Source organism: uncultured Parabacteroides sp. (assembly GCF_905196875.1).
In the GTDB taxonomy this organism is placed as follows: Bacteria; Bacteroidota; Bacteroidia; order Bacteroidales; family Tannerellaceae; genus Parabacteroides.
In genome coordinates this window covers 185,858-211,441 of record NZ_CAJJWO010000001.1, presented here as the reverse complement: position 1 = coordinate 211,441, position 25,584 = coordinate 185,858, and the positions used below count along the sequence as shown (strand labels likewise).

Sequence of the window (25,584 nt, the reverse complement as noted above, 5' to 3'; positions counted from 1 at the left end):
CATTAAAGCAAAAAGATACAATGCATTACTTCTCACATATTTTATCTAATGGTCTTCGTATGGTACACTTACCGATGGAATCACCGGTTTCGTACTGTGGCTTTGCAGTAAATGCCGGAACCCGCGATGAAGAGGCGAACGAGTTCGGCCTGGCCCATTTCGTGGAGCACATGATGTTTAAAGGTACCGAAAAACGTAAATCCTGGCATATACTGAACCGGATGGAGAATGTAGGTGGTGAGTTGAATGCCTATACGACTAAAGAAGAGACTTTTGTTTATTCCATTTTTATGGAAGAACATTATCAACGAGCTTTGGAATTGCTGACCGATCTGATCTTCCATTCTCAGTTCCCGCAGCAGGAAATAGAGAAAGAAGTGGATGTCATTCTGGATGAAATCAATTCGTATGAGGACAGCCCTTCGGAACTTATCTTCGATGAATTCGAGAATTTGCTTTATGACGGGCATGCTTTGGGGCATAATATATTAGGAGATGAGGCGTCTTTATTGACTTTCAATTCTAAGTCGGGGCGTTCGTTTATGCATCGCTTTTATGCACCGGAGAATATGGTGTTCTTCTCGATGGGACGGATTAATTTCAATAAGATCGTGAAGATGGCCGAAGGTCTTTTGTCGGGTATTGCCTTTCCGGTAGCTCCGCGTAACCGTATGGCTCCGGGTGCAATTAAACCTTGTGTGAGAAAAGTGCATAAAGATACACACCAAGCGCATGTACTGATCGGTAGTCGTGCTTATAGTATGCATGATGAAAAGCGGATTCCGTTGTTCCTGCTTAATAATATGTTGGGTGGACCGGGGATGAACAACCGCCTGAATGTTTCGCTTCGTGAGAAGCATGGGTTGGTTTATAATGTGGAATCGAATGTAACTTCCTATACCGATACCGGTCTGGCCAGTATCTATTTTGGTACGGATCCTAAGAATATGGAGAAAGCCTTGAAGCTGGTTCACAAGGAATTGGGTAAGATACGCGATGTCAAGTTGTCCGCCACACAACTGGCTGCTGCCAAAAAGCAGGTAATCGGCCAGTTAGGTGTTTCCGGGGATAACAAAGAAGGACTTTTTCTCGGTCTGGGAAAGAGTTTCCTGCATTATAACCGGTATGATACGCTGCCGGAAGTATTTGCCAAAGTAGAAAGCCTGACTGCCGAAGAGATACTGACCGTAGCAAATGAAGTGTTTGCTCCAGAGCGGTTGTTTAGTCTGATTTATCAGTAAGAAGCTAAAAAGTCAGTTCCAGCCAGCGGGACAGGAATACATCGTATACCTGATACTATGAACTGGTGCTCCGGTTAATGCATCATAAGATATAATGGGATGGAAAGCTTTTAGCAGATCCAAAAATTGTTTGCCGATACTTTTATGTTTCGGTATTTGTTGCAGGATTGCCTGAGATAGACTTTCTGTAAATTCTTTAATACTTTGAGTCGGATATATATCAATGTAAATACAATGATAGGATTGTTCTTGACTTAATTCATCAAAAAGGCGATGGATTAAAGCCGATTTACCTAATCTTCTGAGAGAAATGAGTGTCGTATTTCTCTTATTCTCCAATAATCTTTTCCTTCATAACCTGTTATTGGAAAGGAATTTATTGTCTTTGCCGCCATGTCTTTCTCTTTTTGATATATGCTAATATACGATATTTTATCATACAAAATGTATGATGGTTTTTACCAGCATTCAGCCTTGTCCTTCAGTTCCGGGATGCTGTCTTTCGTGAATACGGGACTTGCTATTCCTTTTCGCTTCTGGGTGATATAATCGTTTAATAAAAGGAATGCCTGACGGCTGAGGAGGGAGATGGCAATCAGGTTGCAGATCGTCATCAGTCCCATTGTTATATCGGCCAGGCTCCATGCCAGGTCAAGGCTTGCCAGGGCTCCGAACATCACCATTCCACCGACTAACAGGCGATATGTAAACAATACGCTCCTCTTTTGAGTAACAAACCGTATGTTTGCTTCGCCATAATAATAGTTACCGATGATACTGCTGAAAGCAAACAGCAGAATTGCTATGGCGACAAAGATACTTCCTACGCTTCCTACTTCATTGGTCAGTGCATGTTGCGTAAGCTGTACACCGTTAACTGATCCGTCGAGCGGTGCACCACTAAAAAGGATAATGAAAGCTGTACAGGTACATATAATTAAAGTATCGGTGAAAACGCCTAGTGTTTGGATCAAACCTTGTTTTACCGGGTGAGAAACATCAGCCGTGGCTGCTACATTCGGAGCGGAACCCATACCGGCCTCATTACTGAACAATCCTCGCTTAATACCCTGCATCAAGGCTGCACCGATACTGCCGCCAATGGCTTGTTCCCATCCGAAGGCATTATTAATGATCAACTCCAGTACGGCAGGAAGTTTCCCGATGTTGAAAAGTACGATACCCAATGCCAGTGCTACATATCCGAGAGCCATGACCGGAACAATGATACTACTTACTTTGGCGATCCGCTGGATACCTCCGAAAATGATCAGGATAGTCAGCATGGTTAATATCCCGCCAATGATCCGGTGGTCGAAACCGAATGCTCCTTCCCAGGCTGCACAAATCGTATTGCTCTGTACGGAATTGAAGGCAAAACCGAATGTGATAGAGATCAGTATGGCAAAGAATATGCCCATCCACCGTAATCCGAGTCCGCGTTCCATATAATAAGCAGGGCCGCCGATGAAAGAGTCTTTCCCTTTTCTTTTGTATAGCTGAGCCAGTGTCGATTCGACGAATGCACTGGAAGCACCCAGTAAAGCGATGATCCACATCCAGAATACGGCACCCGGACCACCGACTGCAATCGCTGTGGCTACTCCGGCCAGATTGCCTGTTCCTACGCGGCTGGCCAATGACACCGCAAAAGCCTGGAAGGAAGAGATATGTTTTTCACCGTTTTTAGTTTTTCCGGTGGAGTCGCCAAGCAATTTTATCATTTCTTTAATCATGCGGAACTGTACGAAGCGGGTTTTGAAGGAAAACCATATTGCACATCCCAACAGCATGATTATGAGTATATAAGACCATAATACATCGTTGATGGCACTAATCCAGGTGTTTAATATATCCATGTGTTTTGTTTGTTTTAGCCAAAGATAGACGTTTTCTTTTATTCTGTAAGATAAGATGTTAAACAGGTGTGAAAAAAATAGTTCTATTTTTTTGCCGGAATGATGTAACCTTTTTCCGGCTTACTTCGTCTTACTAACAGAAACGAACAAGAAAGCAGGAAAGGCCACCCTGCCGAAAAGAAATAAACAATAAACTTATGAAACGGATTATATTCGGGATCATGCTGCTTGGCTGCATGGTACAGGGAGTTTTTGCTCAAAATTTAGGGATAAAAGGTTTGGTAAAGGATGGACGGAATAAAGAGCCGCTCGAGTTTGCCAATGTAGTACTGCAAACAACCGACTCGGTGTTTATTCTTGGAACAACTACCGATGGAAAGGGGCGTTTTGCATTGGATAAAGTGGGTGCAGGCGATTACCTGCTGGCTGTATCCAGTCTGGGGTATGAAACGCAATATGTGTCTTTGAAGGGGTTTAATAAGAGTGTCGTTCTGAATGATATCCCGATGGAAGATGCGGCTGTTTCGCTGGATGGTGTCACAGTCAGTGCCTCCAACACCAGTAGCCGCTCAGACCGTAAACTGGTGTTCCCTTCCGAACGTCAGGTGAAGGCTTCTACCAACGGAATGGACTTGCTGCAACAACTGATGTTGCCGAAGATACAGGTGAACCCGATGTCGGGCGAGATTAAAGTGCCGGGAAACGGTGAAGTACAGCTTCGTATTAACGGGGTGAAAGTGGAGACCGATGAAGTCAAAGCGTTATTGCCTGCCGACATTGTTCGTATCGAGTTTCATGATAATCCTGGGCTACGTTATGGGAATGCGGAAGTCGTACTCGATTATATTGTCCGCCGTCCGGAGACAGGAGGTAGTTTTAGTGTGGATATGAGCCAGGGACTGAATGCTTTGTGGGGCGAACATCGTGTTTCGGGAAAAATCAATCATAAGAAATCGGAGTTCGGCGCTTCTTACCGGATCGGACCGCGTGACTTTTATGGTCTTTCCAGGGATAACGAGGAAATATTCCATTTGGCGGATGGCACCGTTCTGCATCGGAAGGAGGAAGGTATTCCTGCTCATGGGCGTATGTTTATGCACAACCTGAACCTGAATTACAGTGTACAAGATCCCGAAAAATATTTGTTTAATGCCACTTTCCGTTATTGGAATAACCATCAGCCGCACTGGGATTATCGCGGTACTTTATCTAACCAGGATAATCTGGCGGACTATGTGGATATGGTAGACTTGAATAGCAGCGATAACCAGGTGCCTGCGCTAGACTTATATTATCAGCGTAATTTGAAGAACGACCAGACGCTGGTCTTCAACGTGGTAGGCACTTACAACCGCACTTCTTCCCATCGCTTTTATCAGGAAAGCCGCGGTGAAGATTTGCTGACAGACATTAATAACCGCGTTTCCGGTAATAAATATTCCCTAATCGGCGAGGCTATCTATGAAAAGAAGCTGACGAATGGAAACCGATTGAGTGGCGGTATCCGTCATACACAGTCTTTTTCCGATAATAAATACCGGAACGGACATGATTATGATACGCACATGGATCAGTCGGAGAGTTATCTCTATGGAGAGTTCAAAGGGAAAGTTAAAAAGCTAGACTATACGCTGGGAGTCGGCGCATCGCGCTCGTTTTACAAACAGGAAGGAACAGACGACTCTTACCAGTATTATACATTTAATCCCCGCTTTACCTTGCAATATGCTTTACCCGGACAATCGTTTCTCCGCCTGAGAGGATCTGTCGGCAATTCGTCTCCTTCTTTAGGAAACCTGAGTGCGATCGAGCAGGTAATCGACTCTTTACAACTGCAACGCGGTAATCCAACGCTGGAAGCTTATATGCGCTATCGTCTTGCTCTTACCTACGAGTACCAGAAAGGAATTTTCTATACAAATCTGGATGGTGCTTACGAATACCTGCCTAACCCCATTATGGATGAGAAATATCAGGAAGGGAATAAAATTATCCAGACCTGGAATAACCAGAAAAACTGGCAGCGTGTGACTGGTTCTGCCATGTTCCGCGTCGGACCGATCAAGGATATTCTGCAATTCTCTTTTACCGGTGGTGTAAACCATTATATCAGCAACGGTAATACTTATTCTCACCGTTATACGAACTGGTATTGCGAAGCACAGGCGTCGCTCACCTGGAAGAAGTTCATGTTGATGTATCAGATGAATACGAACTGGAACTGGTTTTGGGGTGAAACACTGGATGGTGGTGAAAATATTCAGTTGTTTATGGTACGTTACAGCCATAAGAATTTATCGTTGGGCGTCGGAGCATTCAATCCGTTCTCTGATAATTATAAAGTACAGACTGAGAACTGGAATCAGCATGCCTCTTACAAGAAGTCGATGTATATCAAGGAAAGTTCCCGGTTGTTCGTTGCTTCCGTAACATATAATTTCTCGTTTGGCCGAACTTATAAAGCCGGTCAGAAACGTCTGAACAATGCTGATAACGACTCCGGCGTAATGAGTACGGGTAAATGATATTCTTTGTATCTTTGAGGGAAATTAAAGCGTATAAAGTATGAAAGCAATTGAACCCAGTCTGATAAAAGACAATTTTATCGAAATTATCGGAAAAGAGTGGATGCTGGTAAGTGCCGGCGATAAGGAGAAGTTTAACATGATGACTGCCAGTTGGGGTGGTGTGGGCTTCCTCTGGAATAAACCGGTGGTGTTCGTATTCATCCGCCCGGAACGCTACACACGTGAGTTTGTCGATGAAAAGGGCTGTTTTACGCTCTCCTTCCTGGGTGAGGAACACAAAGCGGCGCATAAAATATGCGGCTCTAAATCTGGTCGTGACATCGATAAAGTAGCGGCTACCGGACTGACTCCCTGCTTTACCGAACAAGGAAACCCCTGTTTTGAGGAATCCCGTCTGACTTTGGAGTGTAAGACTCTTTATCTGACAAAGATGGATAAAGATTGTTTTATCGATCCGGCCCTGTTTGAGAAATGGTATAGCGCTATGGCAGGTAATCCGCATAACGTCTATGTCGCAGAGATACTGAATGCCTGGGAAAAGTAATTTTATTTTACTCCCAGCTCCCTGAGCATTTGCTCCGTATGAGTCAGGAAATACTTCGTTAGCTGGTAATGTTGTGTTTCCTCATACGGAGTAATATAGGCTCCATCCTCTTCGATCGAATAAATATCTGCATCCGGATAAGCCATGATGATGGGTGAGTGAGTTGAAATAATCAACTGGCAGCCTTGTCCAACCAATTCACGGATACGAACTAATAAAGCCAGTTGCCGCTGAGGTGAAAGGGCTGCTTCCGGTTCATCAAGGATGAAAAGCGTGTTTCTTCCGGCATAATTCAAAAAGGTACTTAGAAAACTTTCCCCATGCGATTGTTCCAGCAAACGGTGTCCGCCGTAGGCTCCCATTGAATAATCGCGTCCGTATTTCAGAATGTCTTTCATCGATTTGGCATCTATTTCGGCCGCATGTTCGAAGAAGGATTCGGCGCGGAAGAAGAAATGATCGAAGGGCTTCCGTTCTTCTATCAGGCGGATACATTGCGGCAAGACGTTTGAATAGGATTTCCAGGCTTCCACACCATCATAGAGCATACCTTGTTGGTCCTCATCTCGTTCTTCGTATTTGAACATGATCCCTTCCAGCAGGGTCGATTTGCCGGCTCCGTTTTCACCAACCAGGAAAGTGACGGGTTTACGGAACACGATCGAGTCTATATACCGTACTGCTGCGGCCTTAAACGGATATTTAAGATCTTCCAGCGGCCCTTCTACTTCTTCTGGGTTGAGCAATTGAACTTGTTTGAGGTAAATCATAGCTTTCTTTTTTACAAATGTAGATAAACTTCCTGTTTTATTCAAATGACAGATAAGGTGTCAGCCTTTCTTTATCTGCTTCGGTAAATTCTTCCAGTAGTTGCAGGTTTTCCCAACCGGAGAGTTTTCCTTTCTGTTTACGTAATTGTTCGATAATATGTGCTTGTTGCGGGTTTATATAAGGATGCCTGTACAGACTTTTGATCGGCACCTGGTTCACAAATAGTTCACAAATAATTTTCACATCTACCGAAAACCACGATTTCATCGCATTATACCGCTCTTCATCGATCCCATATACTTCACAAAGTTGGGAGACGGAGTAAAAGCCTCCCAGCAGTTCCCTGTATTTAACAATACGGCGGGCAAAAGTGCTTCCGATACCGGGAACTTTCTTCAGTGAGGTCGTGTCGGCAGTGTTTAATTCGACGACTGTTCCGATTGGGTATTTTTCTGTTTTGGGGAAAGTCTTTCTCCCGGGTATATTGGGAGTTCCTCTCGGATGAAATTCCTTTTTCTCCCGGGAGGAATTGTTTTTTCTCCCGGATGCAGGTGTTTTGCCCTTTTCCGGTTCAGGTTCGTTTGAAACGATTGTTTGAGTCGGTTTAGCCGGTTCAATGATCAGAGCATTCTCTTTAGGGATTTGTTCCGGTTTATTATCTGTCAATAATAAAATGATCCAGGAAATAGAGATAAGACAGAGTAGGAGGGTTAAAGCCCTGCGTTCTCCTTTGGAGAAATAGAGTAAATCACGCCAGTTCATAGTTCGGTATTGTTAATGTTAAATATTCTGTTGCAAAGATATAAGTTACCTGTAAATAAGCAAGTAACTTATATCTTTTTATTTTCAGAACAAGGAGGTTATTTTTTTGATCAGTCCCAATTCGTTCAGGAAGATCAGGCCGATAGCGGCAGGAGCGATGTATTTTATGAAGAATGCGTATGCGTTGAAGAAGTAGAAAGTGATGGTGCCTTTGTTGGTCAGTTCGGCTTTCAATACTTTCTTTTCAATGCGTACGCCAACGAAAATACAGATCATCATACCTCCGAGAGGCATCATGATTTTGGCTGTCAGATAGTCCAATGCATCAAAAATGATCAGACCGCCGATAGTGTATTCCTTTAGTAAACCGAAAGAGAGCGAACAGAGGGCTCCGATGACAGCAACACCTGCTGAAACGATCCAGGCAGCTTTCTTTCTTGTCATGTGATATTCTTCGTGTACGTAAGCCGTAGCCACTTCATGCAGGGAAATGGTAGATGTCAGGGCAGCTAAAGCCAACAGGATAAAGAAGATGAACGACCAGGCATTGCCAAACGGCAACTGCTCGAAGATGTTCGGAAGTGTGATGAATACCAGTTCCGGACCAGCTGTCGGTTCAATGCCAAAGCTGAATACGGCAGGAAACACCATGATACCGGCCAATAATGCCACCAGCGTATTCAGCACGGTGACCTGCACAGCCGTTAGTTGCAGGTTCGTATCTTTCCCGAAATAAGACGAATAAGTGATCAGGCATCCCATACCGATACTTAATGAAAAGAACGTTTGCCCCATCGCGCTTAAGATGACGGATGAAGTTATCTTGTCGAAATCAGGTTTGAAGAGGAAAGCAAGCCCTTCCTGTACACCCGGAAGAGTGACGGAGCGAATGCATAATACGAGAAGTATGATAAAGAGCGCCGGCATCATAATTTTGGAAGCTCTTTCAATCCCTTTTTCCACTCCGGATACTATAACGATGTGCGTCAACGCGATGAAGGCGATTGTCCAACCTATCGGACGAAGGGCACTCGATGAAAATGTCTCAAAGGCGGTTGTAAATTCAGCCGTTGTTTTTCCTGCCAGCGAGCCGGTCATAGCCTGCCAGATATACTCTAAAGTCCAGCCGGAGACTACGGAATAGAAGCCTAATATCAGGAAAGCCGCCAGAACACCGTTGTAGCCGATCAAAGGCCATTGGGTGCCCGGAGCCAGCTTTTTAAAAGCCCCGGCAGCATTACTGCGCGAATGACGGCCGATGAAAAATTCCGTAATCATAATCGGAAGACCAAGCAAGACAGTGCATATCATGAATACCAACAGAAAAGCCGCCCCTCCGTTGGCTCCCACCATATAAGGGAAACGCCAGATGCTACCTAAGCCCACGGCGCAACCTACTGTTGCCAATATTACTCCGATTTTACTACCAAAAGTTACTCTATCTTTGTTTGCCATAAATAATTCTACTGAGTTTATACCTATTCTAAAACAACCCCGTCTTTGATATGAATTACGCGGTCTGTGTCGGTAGCCAGTTGCTCATCGTGTGTCACGATAACGAAGGTTTGGTGCATCTGATCCCGTAATTCGAAGAAGAGGCTGTGTAATTCTTCTTTATTTTTTGTGTCCAGGCTACCTGAAGGCTCGTCGGCCAGGATTACGGACGGATTGTTGATCAATGCGCGGGCAACGGCTACGCGCTGTTTTTCACCTCCTGATAATTCAGCCGGCTTATGTGTCATACGATCCGATAGTTTCAGGAAATCGAGAATATCCTTTGCCCTCTTTTCCGCATCAGAAGCCTTCTCGCGTGCAATTAGAGCCGGGATCATTACATTTTCCAGTGCGGTAAATTCAGGTAGTAGCTGATGGAATTGAAAAACAAAACCAATATTTTTATTACGGAAAGCCGCCAATTCTTTTTCGGACAGTTTCCCGATCTCTGTCCTGTTGATATATAAACTGCCTGCATCCTGCGAATCAAGCGTTCCGATGATCTGCAATAAGGTCGTTTTTCCGGCTCCGCTAGGACCGACAATAGCAACTACTTCACCTTTATTGATCGTAAGGTCGATGCCTTTCAATACCTGTAAGTTTCCGAAACTTTTGGTAATTCCTTGTGTTTGTATCATCTGGTTATATATTTCTTATTACATACGATGCAAGATAGCAACCGAATATAGCTGGCATATAAGAGACAGTTCCGGTGGTTGTCCGTTTGCATTGTTCGTTTTCTACTTCCACTACGGCTTCGGGATTGGCTATTTCTGTTGAGAATACAACCGGGATCCCTTTATTCAATCCCATTCCACGTAACCGTTTACGTACGGCTTTAGCCAGTGCACAGTTGCAGGTTTTAGAGATATCGGTCAGCCTCACCTGCGACGGATCGATTTTTGCACCTGCTCCCATAGAGGAGACAATAGGAATTTCACGCCTGTTAGCATGATACAAGAGGTAAACTTTCGGACTGAGCGAGTCGATAGCATCCACGATGAAATCGTATTTTGTGGCGGATAGAACTTCCTCTGTCCGTTCGTCACGGAGAAATTCATTAAGCACGGTCAGTTTTAAACGTGGATTGATATCCAACAGGCGCTGACCTACGACTTCTGCTTTCTGCATCCCGATGGTGGAATGTAAAGCAGGTAACTGTCTGTTTATATTGCTGGCGTTCACCGTATCGGCATCAACGATTGTCATGTGCCCGATCCCGGCACGACAAATCTGTTCGGCGGCATAAGCTCCCACGCCCCCTAATCCTACGACTAAAACATGGCAATGTGACAAATACTCCATCCGGTCGGCCCCCAGTAATAGCTCCGTCCGTGTGTTCCAATTGTAACTCATTAATATGTTTTTGAACACAAAAGTAATAAATCATTCAGAAACTGCCTTTTAATTAGTCATCTTTTAACTATTCCTTCATTTTAAGCTTGTCCGGATGATTAAAAAGCAGTAATATTGTGCGCTTAATTTAAAATACAATGAATATAAAACGCTATTTAATGCTGATTGTGGCATGCACACTTTTCGTGGGTAAAGGTTATGCTGCCAATAACGAAAAACCGTTTGTCATACCCGAATTGCAGGAATGGAGAGGGGGACAAGGTTTGTTTACTCCATCTCCCACTTCTCGTATTGTTTGTGTAGGAAAAGATCCTGCCGTCAACAAAATTGCCAATCAGTTTGCCGAAGACTACGAGACAATGTTTGGTCGTAAGTTGGCTGTTGTAGAGGGAAGAGCTTCCGCCGGTGACTTTGTTTTCTCCTTGTCCGGTGACAAACAGTTGGGTGAAGAAGGATATGCTGTGAAAATAGCAGACCGTGTGACTGTATCGGCCCCAAAGGCTAAAGGTTTATATTGGGCGACCCGTACAATCCTTCAGATGACCGAGCAAGACAATAACCAGGCATTGCCTAAAGGTTCGATGCGCGATTATCCCGACTATGCGATTCGTGGTTTTATGATGGATTGCGGCCGTAAGTTTATCCCGATGGATTTCCTGCGCGACTATGTAAAGATGATGGCCTATTATAAGATGAATACGTTGCAGGTTCACCTGAATGATAACGCATTCAAACAATACTTTGAACACGATTGGAACAAGACCTATGCCGCATTCCGCCTGGAAAGTGAATTTTTTCCGGGACTGACTGCCCGCGACGGTTATTATACGAAGAAAGAATTTATCGATTTCCAGCTGATGGCGGATAGCCTGGGCGTGGAGATCATTCCTGAAATAGACGTCCCCGCCCATTCGTTGGCACTGACGCATTACCGTCCGGAAGTTGGCAGCGAGGAATACGGAATGGATCATCTGGATCTGTTCAAACCGGAAACCTATCAGTTTGTCGACAGTCTTTTCCGCGAATATCTGGAAGGCCGTAATCCTGTCTTTGTCGGAAAACGTGTACACATCGGAACCGACGAATATTCGAATAAAAAGCAGGATGTAGTAGAGAAATTCCGCGAATTCACTGATCATTATATCCGTTTTGTAGAAAGTTTCGGCAAGCAGGCTTGTGTTTGGGGTGCTTTGACTCATGCCAAAGGCGATACACCCGTTAAATCGAAGAATGTATTGATGAGTGCCTGGTACAACGGTTATGCCGACCCGAAGGAAATGATCAAACAGGGATACGACCTGGTGAGTGTCCCCGACGGCTATCTGTATATCGTTCCGGCTGCCGGTTATTATTACGACTATCTGAATACGGAAATGTTGTATAAGGAATGGACTCCGGCACATATCGGTAAAGAAGTTTTCCCAGAGAGACATAAACAGATCAAAGGTGGAATGTTTGCCGTGTGGAACGATCATGCAGGCAACGGGATCAGTACGAAGGATATCCATTACCGTGTTTTCCCTGCCATGCAGACATTGGCTGTTAAGATGTGGACAGGCAAAGATTGCAAGGTCCCTTATGAGACCTTCAATACGATGCGTACCGCACTGGGTGAAGGTCCAGGTGTAAATATTGCCGGACGCATGGGTAACAAGCCTCGTGCTGTTTACAATCAGGATGTTTTAAAACCGAATACAAAGACGGGTTTGAAAGAGATTGGTTATCATTATACGGTTTCATTTGATGTCCAGTCTGTCAAAGAAGAGCCCGGAACAGAATTATTCCGTTCTCCCGATGCCGTATTTTATTTGTCCGATCCCGTTAGCGGTAAATTAGGTTTTGCCCGTGACGGTTATCTGAATACATTTAATTATCAGTTCTATCCCGAAGAGGAAGCATCCGTAGCGATCAGTGGTGATGAAAAAACTACACGTTTGTATATTAACGGAGATCTGAAAGAAGAATTGAATATTCAGAAACGTTTCTTTAATGGCGGAAAAGACTCTATGAGTTATGTACGGACATTGGTTTTCCCGTTAGAGAAAGCGGGCGATTTCAAGAGTACGATTAAGAATGTAGAGGTATTGAATTATTGCAAGTAAAGAGCAGAAGAGCATAAATCTATTATTGACAAGTCCTAAATAACTGTGACGGTTATTTTAGGATTTGTCATGTAAGAAAAACCCCTAGAAAGAGTGCAAAAAATATAAGGAAATAATGAGTTAAAACCGAACCTGTAACCGCAGTTGCATCATGTTAATCCCACATTTGCCTAATGCCGAGTATTTATCCATCCAAAGATGTGCATAATTCAGGCGGGAGGAAATATATTTGTTGAAATAGTAATTGATACCGATCGATAAATCATGTTGGCTTCCTCCTGTCGTATTACTGCTGAAATCATTCAGGTTGGTGTAATTATACCGGCAGGCCAGTAAAATAGAGTGGGGATCTTCCGGCATTACCGGTATTGCATCCAGGGTATCGTATGCGTATTTTGTTCCTTTTAACAGGAAACCGCCCATAATATAGCCGCCATGAGCCGAGTAGGATGGTTTATGATCTTTCCAGTGGATATTAGTATATAAGAATTCGGTCTGAAGCAACCATTTGTTCCGGAAGAACAGACATTCCACATTAGACTGGACCTGGTTTCTGGCATCTTCGACAGTCAGTTCTAAAGTCCGTGGAGAAGGAATATAAGTGACACCTTTGCTTTTTAACCGGATTTGTTGAGTTTTTGCTTCTGTATCTTCATCCGGGACTCTGAATAAGGCACCAGTTCCAATATGGAATAATTGTTCGGAAGAATTGACCGGACGCCATACGATACGTCCCGAAAAATTATAACCGGGTTTGGTTGTTTCCGAGAAACTAAGCCCGTCACCGCAAAACGCTCCGGCCGAAAAGTAATAAGAGGGAAGCGAGCGGGTATAAGACAAACCGATCCGGCGATCCGGATAGAATGTTTCGGCTACGTTTGATGCCGTATTGAAAACAAGGTCGTTTGTACTGGTAGACTGATCTATACTATAATAACCAAGCATATAACCGGCCCGGAAATAATTACCGTCTTTACCGTATTCGGTAAAAGCATCTTTCATCGTTACTTTATTGTTGGCAAAACCGATATCGATCTTTGTATACCAGTTCGAATAGATATGTACTTTTGCTGCCAGACGGACATCGGATATATGGGCTCCGGTGTGTAATGACTTGGGAGAATGGATGTAAGTTCCGCCATCCAGAAATAAACGGCCGGATAATTTCCAGTCGATAGGTGACGAGCCCGGAGATGCGAAAACAGGAAAAGTGTAGAGTATTATCAGAAGCAGGGTTGTTACGTGTCTCATGAAAAAAGTGTTCCTTTACAGTGTTAACACTGTAAAGGAACGAAAAAAATGGAAAAATCGAAGTGATATTGTAAAGATATTGGTTAGAAACTTAAGTTGCATCTTTATTATTAAGACAGAAGATTTGTAAATACCCCTACTGATGAGAAGAAAAAATATTACTTTCCGGAAGATATAAAAACAATGAAAGGGAAAGTCTGGATTTAACTCCAGGCATTTCCCTCTCTAACTTAACCGACCCCCTTATTTCCCAATAAGTTTTCAAAAGCAAATGTATACTATTTGCCAGTATAATTTGTTTCATAAACCAGTCAATTTTAGCTGATAATCAGACAAAATTCAGCCCATATTCCGATCTGTTTCTCTTTGATCGGTACAGTTGCATATTCCGCCTGTCGTAGTTATGAAATATGCGACACCGCGATGCAAAATGTTTCGAAATGCGAGAGTTCGGAGGTCTCGTATGACTTTTTGTTTATTGTTCTGAAGTCTGTGTTTTAATATTAAGGGTGATTTAACAGTTGTAACATGTTTGTAACATTCGTGTAACACATGTGAAATATTTGTTTCAGACCTTTGTTGTCGAATCTCTAACAATTGTTTATGGAAACATTCTATCTGTTCCTCGTAATTTTCCTCTTTGTACTGGCGGTGTTTGACCTGTCGGTGGGAGTCAGTAATGACGCAGTAAACTTTCTTAATTCTGCAATCGGTTCGAAGGCCGCATCTTTCAAAGTTATTATGGTCATCGCCGCAATAGGTATATTTGTCGGCGCCTCCTTGTCAAACGGTATGATGGATATTGCCCGGCATGGGATTTATCAGCCGCAACATTTCTTTTTCTCCGAGATCATGTGTATCCTGCTGGCCGTTATGCTAACGGACGTCGTATTGTTGGATATATTTAATTCATTGGGAATGCCTACATCTACTACGGTGTCGTTGGTCTTTGAATTGCTTGGAGGTACGGTAGCTATTGCGCTGGTTAAGATTGCTCATTCTGACGGTGCCCTGCAACTGGGAAACTTACTGAATACGGATAAAGCGTTTACCGTTATCCTGGCTATCTTCCTTTCAGTGGCCATAGCCTTTTTCTTCGGGACGGTGGTACAATATTTGTCGCGTCTGATTTTTACCTTTAATTATAAGAAACATACGAAATACTTTATAGCCTTGTTCGGTGGTCTTGCGGCTACTTCAATCATTTATTTTATGTTGATAAAAGGATTGAAAGAAAGCTCCTTTATGGACGGCGAACTGAAAACACTTATATATAGTAATACGGATAAAATCGTATGGGGAGCATTCCTCTTTTTTACGATCCTGATGCAAGTACTTCATTGGCTAAAGGTGAATGTCTTTAAAGTGATTGTCCTGATGGGAACGTTTGCTCTGGCTCTGGCTTTTGCGGGTAATGACCTTGTGAATTTCATCGGTGTGCCTCTTGTCGGTTATTCTTCTTATATGGATCTGGTGGCACAGGGGGGAACAACTACAACGGATACCTTCCTGATGGGGTCGTTGCTGGCTCCGGCACAGACGCCTTGGTATTTTCTGGTAGGTTCCGGTTTGGTGATGGTAATAGCGTTGGCCACTTCCAAGAAGGCTCATAGCGTAGTGAAGACTTCACTGGACTTGTCGCGCCAGTCGGACGGGAACGAGAATTTCGGTACTTCTCCGGTCGCGCGTATGCTGGTACGTACCTGCAACAATGCATCCAGTACGATTTTGAGTGTGGTTCCTCCACGCGTAAAGGACTGGATCGACAGCCGTTTCAATAATGATGAAGTTATTCTTGAAAATAAAGCCAGTTTCGATCTGGTGCGAGCTTCGGTCAATGTGGTTCTTTCGGGGCTATTGATCGCCCTCGGTACTTCGTTGAAGTTACCGCTTTCCACTACTTATGTGGCTTTCATGGTGGCAATGGGTAGCTCGTTGGCCGACCGTGCCTGGGGACGCGAAAGTGCGGTTTACCGTATTACCGGTGTACTATCCGTTATCGGCGGATGGTTTATTACGGCAGGGGCGGCATTCACGATCTGTTTCCTGGTTGCTTTGGTGATTAATTTCGGTGGTGTAGCGGCTATGGCTGCTATGGTTGGACTGGCTATTTATATGTTGATCCGCAATCAGGTGGCTTATAAGAAGAAACTTAAGAAAGAAGCCTTGAAGGAAGAAGTGAACACTACTGTGGCCAAACTGCGTGATACGACCGACAGCCACGAAGCACTCTCTTTATTCCGCGAACACAGCCGGGAGGAGTTGAGTTCTGTATTGGAGTTTGCTTCCGATGCCTTGAGCAGGTCTGTTCATGGCTTTATGAACGAAAATCTTCGCGAATTACGCAAAGTACTGAATGAAGTAGAGGAGAAGAAGATCCATCTGAAGCAGGTAAAACGCGTCGGAACATTGGGTGTTACTCACCTGGAACATGATATTGCGGTAGAAAAGGGATTGTACTATTATCAGGGTAACGATTTCGCCAGTGAGATTATATTCAGTATCCGTCGTCTGACAGAACCAAGCAAGGAGCATGTCGACAACAACTTCAGTCCGTTGAGCGATGTCCAGAAAGAAGATTTCGGCAAGATGACGACAAGTATCGTGGCTTACCTCAACCGTTGTGCTTCTATGATCGAAAAGAACGATTATCATCGTCTGGACGATGTGGTGGCCGAATCTGTCGCACTGACTTCCCAGCTTACAGCCTTGAAGAAAGGCGAATTGAAACGTATCCAGGGGCAAAGCGGCAGCACGAAGGTCAGTATGGTCTATTTGAATATGGTGCAGGAAGCGCAGAATGTGGTTTCGTTTACTGCAAACCTGATCAAAGTGAGTCGTAAGTTTCAGAAAGAATAATTAGGTGAAACAAAAGTTTCTTCTAGGTGGAACAAAAGTTTCTCCTAAGTGAAATAAAAGTTTCTTCCAAGTGAAACTAATTTTAGATAAGGAGAAGATGCCGGCTAGAGTGCCAGCATCTTCTTTTCTTTTATGAAGTCGCTTTCATCCATATGGAGGGAAGGGACGGTACACATTTTTATATAATCGCCTGTCTGGCATGTGTAGTCGTAATAGGCTTGTTGTTCAGGCGTGAAATCCTCTTTGGCTATCAGACAGCCTTTCATCGTCAGAAAATCTTCGGTGGATGTGCTTTCCGATTCTTTTATCAGGACGATGCGGCGAGCTACCGGATTTCGGTTATAATCCAGTCCGAGGTATAATCCGCGTAATTGGCCGGGATTCCTGAACATAGGGATTTGCAGGTAGACGGTGACCAGAATCAACGGTGGAACGGGGCTTTCGCTGAACAGACAGTAAAAGTTCTGCGGATCGCCATTTACACCGACTCCCCATTGTACTTCCCCGTATGCATTGAGCCGGCCTATACGGATATACTCTTTATCTTCGGATAGTGCGATGATGAACGGCTCGCATTTTAAGCAATCGGAAGAAGAAGACAGGCTATAACTGTTGTACAGTCCGCATATATTGGATAACCTTCGTGCGGAAAGCGATAGTTCTTCATTCAACGACTCGATAAAGGAATTTCTTTTTTGTGTCTGTTGCTGGTTCGGCTCCAACTCGTCCAAGCGGATCAGGGTTTCTTCCAGCCCCGTAAGCAAACGTCTTTTAGATACATTATTGACTAGTGATAATGCTTGATCGAGCGCTTCGTTTTGCGGCATTGTCTTGGTTGCATCGAAATAGGAGGGTAAAACGGTTGTGTAAAGTGATGAAAGTACGCTGGGGGCCATACCGACCCAATCGGCTATCTCTTTCATTTTTACGCCGCTGTTCCTTAGATATTCAATTCGTTTATAGAGTTCGGATAAGTCGTTCATATTTATATTGTCATCTGTTATTTTCTGCAAAATAACGTCTTGTGTGTTGCGTTCCCGTTACATGAATATTACATAAATGTTTCTTTATAATTTATTGATATTCCGTTATATATTAATAATATAGATTCATGTATTCAGTAATATTCCTGTAATATCGGAGGGATACTTTTGCTGCTGAAAATAAAATGACAGCATGAATATGAACAACTTTTTGCAGATAAACGAAACTACCCGGAAGCGTCTTTCCGATTTTCTGTTCATCCTTTGGGCCGGAGGAGCCGCTTTATTATCCTATTCACTGGTTTATGCCCTTCGCAAACCTTTTACAGCTGCTTCTTTCGAGAACGCGGAGTTTTTCGATATGGATTACAAGGTAGTGGTGACGATCTCCCAGATCCTGGGCTATGTGATCTCTAAGTTTATCGGTATCAAGCTGATCTCCGAGTTGAAACCGGAAGAGCGTTTTAAGTTTATCCTGACTTCTGTTTTACTGGCAGAGGCCTCTCTGGTCCTGTTCGGCTTACTTTCTACTCCGTTTAATGTGGCGGCTATGTTTCTCAATGGTTTGTCGCTAGGTTGTATGTGGGGAGTCATATTCAGTTTTATTGAAGGACGGCGGGTGACGGATATTCTGGCGAGCCTGTTGGGGGTCAGTATGGTTATCAGTTCGGGAACGGCCAAATCTATCGGATTGTATGTCATGAATCATTTTCAGGTGAGCGAATTCTGGATGCCGGCACTGATCGGTACGGTGGCGCTTCCTCTTCTGTTGTTGCTCGGCTGGGCATTAAACAAGCTGCCGGAGCCAAACAAAGAAGATATAGCGATGAAGTCTGAGCGCGAAACCCTCAACGGTAAACAACGCTGGGAACTGTTCAAAAGTTTTATGCCATTCCTGAGTATGCTTTTTGTGGCTAATATCGCGATTGTTGTTTTGCGGGATATAAAGGAAGACTTTCTGGTGAATATTATCGATGTAACAGCCTATTCCCCCTGGCTTTTCGCCCAGATCGACAGTGTAGTGACTTTGATTATTCTTGGAATATTCGGTTTGATGGTGTTGGTGAAGGATAACCTGAAGGCGCTCTCGGTATTGTTCGGTTTGATTATAACGGGAATGATCGTGATGGCGGTTGTCTCTTTCGGACAGCAGCAGTTGCAACTTTCGCCTGTCATATGGCTGTTTATCCAAAGTTTATGCCTGTATATTGCCTACCTGACCTTCCAGACTATCTTTTTCGATCGGTTCATCGCCTGCTTCAGGATTCGCGGTAATGTCGGTTTCTTTATCGTGACGACAGATTTCCTCGGATATACCGGAACGGTATTGGTACTCGTCCTGAAAGAATTCTGTAACCCCGATATCGACTGGGCCGTGTTTTATAACCGGTTGGCGGGTTATGTAGGTATCTTTTGCTGTGTCACATTTGTCTGTTCCTTCGTATATTTGCATCAGCGTTTCCGGAAGGAAACAGGTGTGACAGCCACCCGAGAAGAGACGATAAAAGCCACTCCGCAGAATGCCATCACTGTTGCCTGACAGAGATAGACTAGTAGTAATATAATAATGTAAATATATAAGTAGTTATGAAGAAGATTTCGTGTGTTATTATGGACTGGGCCGGAACGGCTGTCGATTTCGGATGTTTCGCCCCGTTGAATGCCTTTCTGAAGGTGTTTTCCGAAGAAAAAGGAATAGATATTACCTATCGTCAGGCACGTGAGCCGATGGGACTTCTTAAGATCGATCACATCAAAGCTATTTTGAATATGCCGGAGGTGAACGACAAATTCCGTGCGCGTTATGGCCGCGACTGGAATATGGATGATGTGAATGAGATGTATCAGAGCTTCGAAAAGCACCTGTTTGCTTCGCTGACGAACTTTACGACACCGATACCGGGCGTATTGGATACGATAAAAGAATTGCGTGGAAACGGTATAAAGATCGGTTCGACTACCGGTTATACGCAGGCAATGATGGACGTTGTACGTCCTGGTGCCGCAGCCAAAGGGTATGTGGTGGATAATTTGGTCACTCCCGACAATCTTCCTGCCGGTCGTCCTGCTCCTTATATGATCTATAAGAATATGATCGATCTTGCTATCCCTTCCGTCGATAACGTCGTTAAAGTGGGGGATACGATCGCTGACATCAAGGAAGGTGTCAATGCCAAGGTATGGAGCATCGGTATCATCACCGGAAGTAATGAGATGGGAATCACGGAAGAAGAATATAACCATCGTACTCCCGATGAACTGGCTCCGCTGAAACACGAAGTCCGCGAACGGATGATGGCGGCCGGCGCCCATTTCGTACTCGATAATATCACCGAGCTTCCGGCTTGCATAGAGAAAATCAATAGATAATAAAGACATAATATATTCACTGAAAATGAGAAACTATCTTTTATTGACACCCGGCCCGTTGAGTACTTCACAAACCGTACGCGAAGCCATGTTACAGGATTGGTGTACCTGGGATAAAGATTACAACGAAGGAATTGTAACCCCGATCCGTAAAGGTCTGTTGGCTATCGCCGGACTGGATGAAAACGAATATACCACTGTGCTGTTGCAAGGAAGCGGAACGTATTGTGTGGAGGCAGCCATCGGTGCAGCCGTAAAACCAGCCGACAAACTGCTTATCTTGGCCAACGGTGCTTACGGTGAGCGTATGGCAGAGATTGCCCGCTATTACCATATCGACCATGTATTGGTCTCTCTGCACGAAACAGAACTGATAACAGGCGAAGTAGCCCGCCGTGCATTGGAAGCGAACCCGGGTATCACCCACCTGTCAATGGTGCATAGCGAAACAACTACCGGTTTATTGAACCCGATCGAAGAAGTTGCAGAAGTGATCCGTGATAAGGGCATTACCTTTATTGTAGACGCTATGAGCAGTTTTGGCGGCGTCCCTATCGATATGAAAACGCTGGGTATCGACTTCCTGGTGAGCAGTGCCAATAAATGTATCCAGGGTGTTCCCGGCTTTGGTTTTGTTATCGCAAAGAAAGAAAGACTGATGGATTGCAAAGGAGTGGCCCGTTCACTCTCCCTCGATATCTATGCCCAATGGGAAGCTATGGAGAAAGGTGGTGGCAAATGGCGTTTTACCTCTCCTACACATGTGGTTCATGCTTTCTTCCAGGCCATGAAAGAACTGAATGAAGAAGGAGGTATTGCAGCTCGTTATGAACGCTACAAGAAAAATCACCGTACTTTGGTGGATGGCATGCGTGCCCTGGGATTTAAGACATTATTGCCGGACGCCTCGCAAGGCCCTATCATTACCTCTTTCCTGTATCCTCATGCCGATTTCGACTTTAAAGCATTCTATGAATCCCTGAAACAGAAAGGTTTTGTTATCTATCCCGGAAAGATTTCGGATGCCGACACCTTCCGTATCGGTAATATCGGGGATGTTTTCCCTCAGGATATGGAAAAATTACTGGAAGTGATCAGGTCGACACCGATCAGCTAACATTTGCAGATTAAGAGCTTGGTTTGGAAATAGACAGACGGTGTTGCAGCGTGTTGCAGCCTTATTTTAGATCGGATTCGAGCGTTTTCTATTGTATCTTGTTGAGTAATATTGTTTTTTATGGTCTGGCTGAAAAAATAAATCTGTAAAAACGATGTATACTTGATATTTTTGATTACGTTTGTATCCATTAATATTCAACTAATCCTGGTTTTTTCACCAAAGAAATAGTTTTCTTAAAAAAAGGTTGTACTTTAATTTATAAAAGCAAATGAAACGATCTGATTTAATTGCTGCCATAGCTGCAGAAAGTGGTTGTAACAAGAAAGATGTTAACGCTATGTTGGATGCCTTTTGTTCAGTAGCCACTGAAGCTCTTCGCCAGAGAGATCCGATAGTGCTGAAGGGTTTTGGAACTCTTTCTCCAAGAGAACAGAACAGCCGTCCGGCACGTAATCCGAAAACAGGTGAAGTGGTTGTAATACCAAAACGTCTGAGTGTGAAATTCAGCGTTGGTAAGTTCCTGTTTGAAGACTTGAACAAGTAATTACTGTGGATGGCGGATGGAGTCGCGTAAGATCAGAATTCCTTCCGGTCCCATATTGAAAAGTAAGTCTACGATACTTAAGTTGGGGAGGAATCCGAATTTATCCCGGAATACCTGGTAATAGGGTTTCGGGAGAAAGGCGGGATCTTCCCCTTCGTGTTTCGGACGGATGATCTCACGATAATCGTTGGGCACTTCCGGGTTATATTCTTCCGTATATACAATATCTGCCTGCAGATCCAACAGGCGGCAAACCAATTCTCTTAATTCCTCATTAAAGTCGAAGAGGTATTCAAATTTCTTTTCGTAGAACGGAGCAAAGTCTTCTTCATAATATTCAAAGAACGGACTCATATTATAGGCCGATACCAATGCGTTCCAGTGTAGATGGCGCCAGTTGCCGTGATCGGATATACGAATGTCCTTCGTGAGGCATTTCAAGGTGTCGGGCTTAACGATAGGAACGGACAAAGATAAAGGACCGTTGGCTGCAGCTATCGTACACCGATTGCGATATGTTTGCTTCAGATAATTTTCACCCGTTTCGATCCGGACTTCTTTGAATTGGAGAAGCTTACAATATTGTTGTACGGGACCCAGATAGGCCGAAGAAATATATACTGGTTGCATGTTAGTTTATAGGTTTAAAAATTCGTTGCCGGTCTTTGCTGTACCAGCAGAGCCACGCGTTTCCTATGATATGGTCACGGGGAATAAATCCGAGATGACGGGAATCCACTGCTTCATTGGCATTGTCTGAAAGCATCCAGTAATAATCCTGATCGAAGAAGAAGAAAGTAGTTTCACGCCCGTCGAGGAATAGTTTACCGTCACGGAAAACAGCTTTTTCACCGGCTTCTGTCCGGATTGCTTCGCGGCAGGCAGTGAGAGCGGCGTCATCCAGGCGGTGAGCTCTTCCTTTTTGGGGAACGATCAGTTCGTAACTTTCTATCGGCTTCTTAAGGAAACGGATACTTGCATTTTCCGACAATTCTTCACGTAACTGATATTCTTCGAAAGAGGTCAGACTGAAGGATATACCGAATGGTTCTTCTTTCAGGTTTCTGAGTGGAATATTTAGTTTTTTCTGTGTAGTCAGAACTTCATCTATTGCCTCCTGCGTTACGATATACGTATTGAGTGACCGGGGAGAATGGGGTATCAGCTTCCCGTTTACCCGGTATCCGTCATTACTGATCCGGATCGTATCACCGGGCATTCCGATACAACGGCTGAGGAATAACGGTTTCAATACCGTGTCTTTCAGCAATGGACTGCAGAACAATACTACCCGGTTACGTCCCGGATTATCTCTCAGGGGAAGTTTATCGACGAGGATATAATCTCCTTTGTGCAGAGCCACTTCCATCGAGTCGGTGGATACATGGAAAGATTCCATGCAGAAATGCCGGACTGCCATTACGATCCCCACCAGCAACACAATTGTTGCCAGCCATCCCATTACAGATATGAAGGAACGTTTTGCCATAGATCCGATTCTTTTCTACTTCTCTGTTTGCGCAGCCGTTGCGCATTACCGTGCGCATTGATCGCACCCTCTAATGCACAGACACTGCGCACGGTAATGCGCGACCATCGCACCCGGTAAGGTGCGGTCGCCGCACTTAATCCGGGTGCACCATCCGGAACAAACGGTTCCAGCGGATACCACCGTCGAACAGGCTGCGGTCTTTATCCAGCGACAACCAGATCAGGATCGGTTTTCCTACGATATGATCTTCCGGAACAAATCCCCACGAACGGCTGTCGGCACTGTTATGGCGGTTATCGCCCATCATCCAGTAATAGTCGTATTTGAAGGTATATTTTGTTTCCGGCTGGCCATTGATATAGACTTTGCCGTCTTTGACTTCCAGTGTATTGTTTTCGTAGTTTTTGATGCAACGACCATATAAAGCCAGGTTACGTTCAGTGAGAGGAATAGTCGCTCCTTTTTTCGGTATCCACAGTGGACCGAAATTATCACGTGTCCAACCTGTTTCATACCAGACTGGATAAGTGGTTCCGCCCAGTGCATCCGGCTCGATAACGATCTTCTTTACGGAAGGCAGCTTCTCTGCGATGGCGAGGGCTTTCGGAGTTAAAGGCATCCGGTAAACTATGTTGTATTGTCCGTTGGCATTCGGGGTGAAACCCAGGAAAGACAGGTAATCCTGATAGTATCCGCTATTGTTTGCGATCATCCGATCGTCTTTGCTTACGTCCAGCAGGCGGAACTGTTCTTCTGTGAGCGGTGAACCATCGGTTTCTACATAGTAGTTGAACTGTATGTTTTCTGGGTTTTTAAGGGCTTTCCCATCGATATAAACCTGGTTGTCGCGAATCTGGATCGTGTCGCCGGGCATACCGATACAACGTTTCACATAGTTTTCGCGTTTGTCTACCGGACGGTATATCACATCACCGAATGTGTTTTTATCCATCCAGATACGGTCGCGTCCCGACATGGCGACCAGTTCGTCGTAACTCGGGTTTTGCACTTTCAGGGCAACTGTGTCGCCTGCAGGGAAGTTGAACACTACGATATCGTTGCGTTTTACATGACCGAAACCTTTTACGCGTTTGTATCCCCATTCAGGCCAGTCCAGATAAGACTTACAGTTGAAGAACGGCAAGGTGTTTTGTACCAGCGGGAATGACAACGGGGTGTTCGGAACACGCGGACCGTAGCTCAGTTTGCTTACGAACAGATAATCGCCCACCAACAATGACTTCTCCAGCGAAGAACTCGGTATCTGATAGTTCTGGAATATGAACAGGTTAATGAAATAGACCGCGATCAAAGCGAACAGGATATCGTCCACCCATTCCAATGCATTGCGCACAGCCGGGTTCTTCGAGCGTTTCCATGCTCCCCAGGGAATGTATTGTGTCAGGAAAATATCTACCAGTACGATCAACCCCAGCAGCAACCAAAGGTTCTGCATCCAGATTGAAAAGAGTATATACAATACGGCAGAAATGCCGAACTTGATCCATTGTTTCTTGGAAAACTTTTTCATTTGTAGACTTCTGTGGAATTAAAATTTAAGCATATCATCCATACCGAGGAAGCCTTTCTTCCCGGCAGTAAACTCGGCTGCAACCACTGCCCCGAGGGCGAAACCGGCACGGCTCTTTGCATCATGTTTAATGCTGATATAGTCGACGTCCGATTCGTAAGTGACTTCATGTATACCCGGAACTTCTCCTTCACGGATAGCATGGATAGGCAGATCGGTAGGTTGTTCGGCTGTTTCCAGTGTCCAGCGTTCTTTCCGGTCAACATTTTCAATGATACCTTCTGCCAGCGTGATCGCTGTTCCGCTGGGGGCATCTAATTTGTGAATATGGTGCGTTTCCGTCATACTGATATCGTATGAAGGAAAATTGTTCATGATCTTTGCCAGATATTTGTTGAGGGCGAAAAAGATATTTACGCCGATGCTGAAGTTGGAGGCATAAAAGAATGTTTTACCTTCCTTCTCACATTTCTCTTTTATTTCGCTGATGCGGTCGAGCCATCCTGTGGTGCCGGAAACGACGGGAACGCCAGCCGCAAAACTCTTCATATAATTGTCGAAAGCCGTGGCCGGAGTGGTAAACTCGATGGCTACGTCTGCGCTCTTGAAATTGTCTGACTGAAATTCTTCCGGGTTATTTATATCTACGATAGAGACGATCTGGTGCCCTCTATTTAATGCAATCTGTTCGATGGTTTTTCCCATCTTTCCGTAGCCGATAAGTGCAATCTTCATATCTTTTCAGAATAAAATGAATAAATAGGGCTAATAACTTAG

At 44.4% G+C, this 25,584-nt stretch carries 22 protein-coding genes; 9 read left to right on the top strand and 13 right to left on the bottom strand.

Annotation, left to right across the window (positions count from 1 at the left end):
* Positions 1 to 20: 20 nt before the first annotated feature.
* Positions 21 to 1,241 (top strand): pitrilysin family protein, encoded by a 1,221-nt coding sequence (locus QZ076_RS00800; RefSeq protein WP_293709416.1) that lies wholly within the window; start codon positions 21 to 23, stop codon positions 1,239 to 1,241.
* 12 nt (positions 1,242 to 1,253) lie between these two features.
* On the opposite strand, the gene QZ076_RS21960 is transcribed toward QZ076_RS00800, so the two are convergent.
* Positions 1,254 to 1,580 carry a P-loop NTPase fold protein gene (locus QZ076_RS21960; protein ID WP_365324137.1) on the bottom strand — a complete coding sequence of 109 codons (327 nt, stop codon included), beginning with the start codon at positions 1,578 to 1,580 and terminating at the stop codon, positions 1,254 to 1,256.
* 119 nt (positions 1,581 to 1,699) lie between these two features.
* Positions 1,700 to 3,100 carry an alanine/glycine:cation symporter family protein gene (locus QZ076_RS00795; protein ID WP_293709415.1) on the bottom strand — a complete coding sequence of 467 codons (1,401 nt, stop codon included), beginning with the start codon at positions 3,098 to 3,100 and terminating at the stop codon, positions 1,700 to 1,702.
* A gap of 197 nt (positions 3,101 to 3,297) precedes the next feature.
* Between QZ076_RS00795 and QZ076_RS00790 the strand changes: the two genes are divergently transcribed.
* Together QZ076_RS00790 and QZ076_RS00785 are read left to right on the top strand one after the other, a co-directional pair.
* Positions 3,298 to 5,625, top strand: a complete 2,328-nt coding sequence (locus tag QZ076_RS00790) for a TonB-dependent receptor (protein WP_293709414.1) — start codon at positions 3,298 to 3,300, stop codon at positions 5,623 to 5,625.
* Between the two features lie 40 nt (positions 5,626 to 5,665).
* Positions 5,666 to 6,172: a flavin reductase family protein gene (locus QZ076_RS00785; RefSeq protein WP_293709412.1), complete on the top strand. Its 507-nt coding sequence runs from the start codon at positions 5,666 to 5,668 to the stop codon at positions 6,170 to 6,172.
* 2 nt (positions 6,173 to 6,174) lie between these two features.
* Here the strand turns inward: QZ076_RS00785 and QZ076_RS00780 are convergent, their stop codons facing one another.
* The 5 genes from QZ076_RS00780 to QZ076_RS00760 all read right to left on the bottom strand — a co-directional run bounded on the left by QZ076_RS00780 (position 6,175) and on the right by QZ076_RS00760 (position 10,555).
* Complete coding sequence (locus QZ076_RS00780; RefSeq protein ID WP_293709410.1) at positions 6,175 to 6,942, bottom strand: AAA family ATPase; 768 nt, start codon at positions 6,940 to 6,942, stop codon at positions 6,175 to 6,177.
* Between the two features lie 37 nt (positions 6,943 to 6,979).
* Positions 6,980 to 7,705 carry a helix-hairpin-helix domain-containing protein gene (locus QZ076_RS00775; RefSeq protein ID WP_293709408.1) on the bottom strand — a complete coding sequence of 242 codons (726 nt, stop codon included), beginning with the start codon at positions 7,703 to 7,705 and terminating at the stop codon, positions 6,980 to 6,982.
* Between the two features lie 84 nt (positions 7,706 to 7,789).
* A complete protein-coding gene (locus QZ076_RS00770; RefSeq protein WP_293709406.1) occupies positions 7,790 to 9,160 on the bottom strand; it encodes a sodium-dependent transporter in 1,371 nt (456 codons plus the stop codon).
* Positions 9,161 to 9,183: 23 nt separating this feature from the next.
* Complete coding sequence (locus QZ076_RS00765) at positions 9,184 to 9,837, bottom strand: ABC transporter ATP-binding protein (protein ID WP_293709404.1); 654 nt, start codon at positions 9,835 to 9,837, stop codon at positions 9,184 to 9,186.
* Between the two features lie 4 nt (positions 9,838 to 9,841).
* A complete protein-coding gene (locus QZ076_RS00760) occupies positions 9,842 to 10,555 on the bottom strand; it encodes a tRNA threonylcarbamoyladenosine dehydratase (RefSeq protein ID WP_293709402.1) in 714 nt (237 codons plus the stop codon).
* A 158-nt stretch (positions 10,556 to 10,713) separates the two neighbouring features.
* On the opposite strand from QZ076_RS00760, the gene QZ076_RS00755 reads away from it, so the two are divergent.
* Positions 10,714 to 12,657, top strand: a complete 1,944-nt coding sequence (locus QZ076_RS00755; protein WP_293709477.1) for a family 20 glycosylhydrolase — start codon at positions 10,714 to 10,716, stop codon at positions 12,655 to 12,657.
* A gap of 120 nt (positions 12,658 to 12,777) precedes the next feature.
* Here QZ076_RS00755 and QZ076_RS00750 read toward each other — a convergent pair whose 3' ends face one another.
* Positions 12,778 to 13,908 carry a porin gene (locus QZ076_RS00750; protein WP_293709400.1) on the bottom strand — a complete coding sequence of 377 codons (1,131 nt, stop codon included), beginning with the start codon at positions 13,906 to 13,908 and terminating at the stop codon, positions 12,778 to 12,780.
* A gap of 603 nt (positions 13,909 to 14,511) precedes the next feature.
* Between QZ076_RS00750 and QZ076_RS00745 the strand changes: the two genes are divergently transcribed.
* Positions 14,512 to 16,767: an inorganic phosphate transporter gene (locus QZ076_RS00745; RefSeq protein WP_293709398.1), complete on the top strand. Its 2,256-nt coding sequence runs from the start codon at positions 14,512 to 14,514 to the stop codon at positions 16,765 to 16,767.
* Between the two features lie 104 nt (positions 16,768 to 16,871).
* On the opposite strand, the gene QZ076_RS00740 is transcribed toward QZ076_RS00745, so the two are convergent.
* Entirely contained in the window at positions 16,872 to 17,750 is an 879-nt protein-coding gene (locus QZ076_RS00740; RefSeq protein WP_293709396.1) for a hypothetical protein, read from the bottom strand.
* 199 nt (positions 17,751 to 17,949) lie between these two features.
* Between QZ076_RS00740 and QZ076_RS00735 the strand changes: the two genes are divergently transcribed.
* From QZ076_RS00735 to QZ076_RS00720, 4 genes are all read left to right on the top strand, one after another.
* Entirely contained in the window at positions 17,950 to 19,290 is a 1,341-nt protein-coding gene (locus QZ076_RS00735; RefSeq protein ID WP_293709394.1) for a DUF5690 family protein, read from the top strand.
* 47 nt (positions 19,291 to 19,337) lie between these two features.
* Positions 19,338 to 20,120, top strand: coding sequence for a phosphonoacetaldehyde hydrolase (gene phnX, locus QZ076_RS00730; protein ID WP_293709392.1), 783 nt, complete (start codon positions 19,338 to 19,340; stop codon positions 20,118 to 20,120).
* Between the two features lie 25 nt (positions 20,121 to 20,145).
* Complete coding sequence (phnW, locus tag QZ076_RS00725) at positions 20,146 to 21,237, top strand: 2-aminoethylphosphonate--pyruvate transaminase (RefSeq protein ID WP_293709390.1); 1,092 nt, start codon at positions 20,146 to 20,148, stop codon at positions 21,235 to 21,237.
* 271 nt (positions 21,238 to 21,508) lie between these two features.
* Positions 21,509 to 21,784, top strand: coding sequence for an HU family DNA-binding protein (locus tag QZ076_RS00720; RefSeq protein ID WP_249390545.1), 276 nt, complete (start codon positions 21,509 to 21,511; stop codon positions 21,782 to 21,784).
* Here the strand turns inward: QZ076_RS00720 and QZ076_RS00715 are convergent, their stop codons facing one another.
* The 4 genes from QZ076_RS00715 to dapB form a co-directional block, all read right to left on the bottom strand.
* Positions 21,785 to 22,414 carry a WbqC family protein gene (locus tag QZ076_RS00715; protein WP_293709383.1) on the bottom strand — a complete coding sequence of 210 codons (630 nt, stop codon included), beginning with the start codon at positions 22,412 to 22,414 and terminating at the stop codon, positions 21,785 to 21,787.
* A gap of 1 nt (position 22,415) precedes the next feature.
* Entirely contained in the window at positions 22,416 to 23,273 is an 858-nt protein-coding gene (gene lepB / locus QZ076_RS00710; RefSeq protein ID WP_293709381.1) for a signal peptidase I, read from the bottom strand.
* 136 nt (positions 23,274 to 23,409) lie between these two features.
* Entirely contained in the window at positions 23,410 to 24,807 is a 1,398-nt protein-coding gene (gene lepB / locus QZ076_RS00705; RefSeq protein WP_293709379.1) for a signal peptidase I, read from the bottom strand.
* Between the two features lie 18 nt (positions 24,808 to 24,825).
* Positions 24,826 to 25,542 (bottom strand): 4-hydroxy-tetrahydrodipicolinate reductase, encoded by a 717-nt coding sequence (gene dapB, locus QZ076_RS00700; RefSeq protein ID WP_293709377.1) that lies wholly within the window; start codon positions 25,540 to 25,542, stop codon positions 24,826 to 24,828.
* Positions 25,543 to 25,584 lie beyond the last annotated feature (42 nt).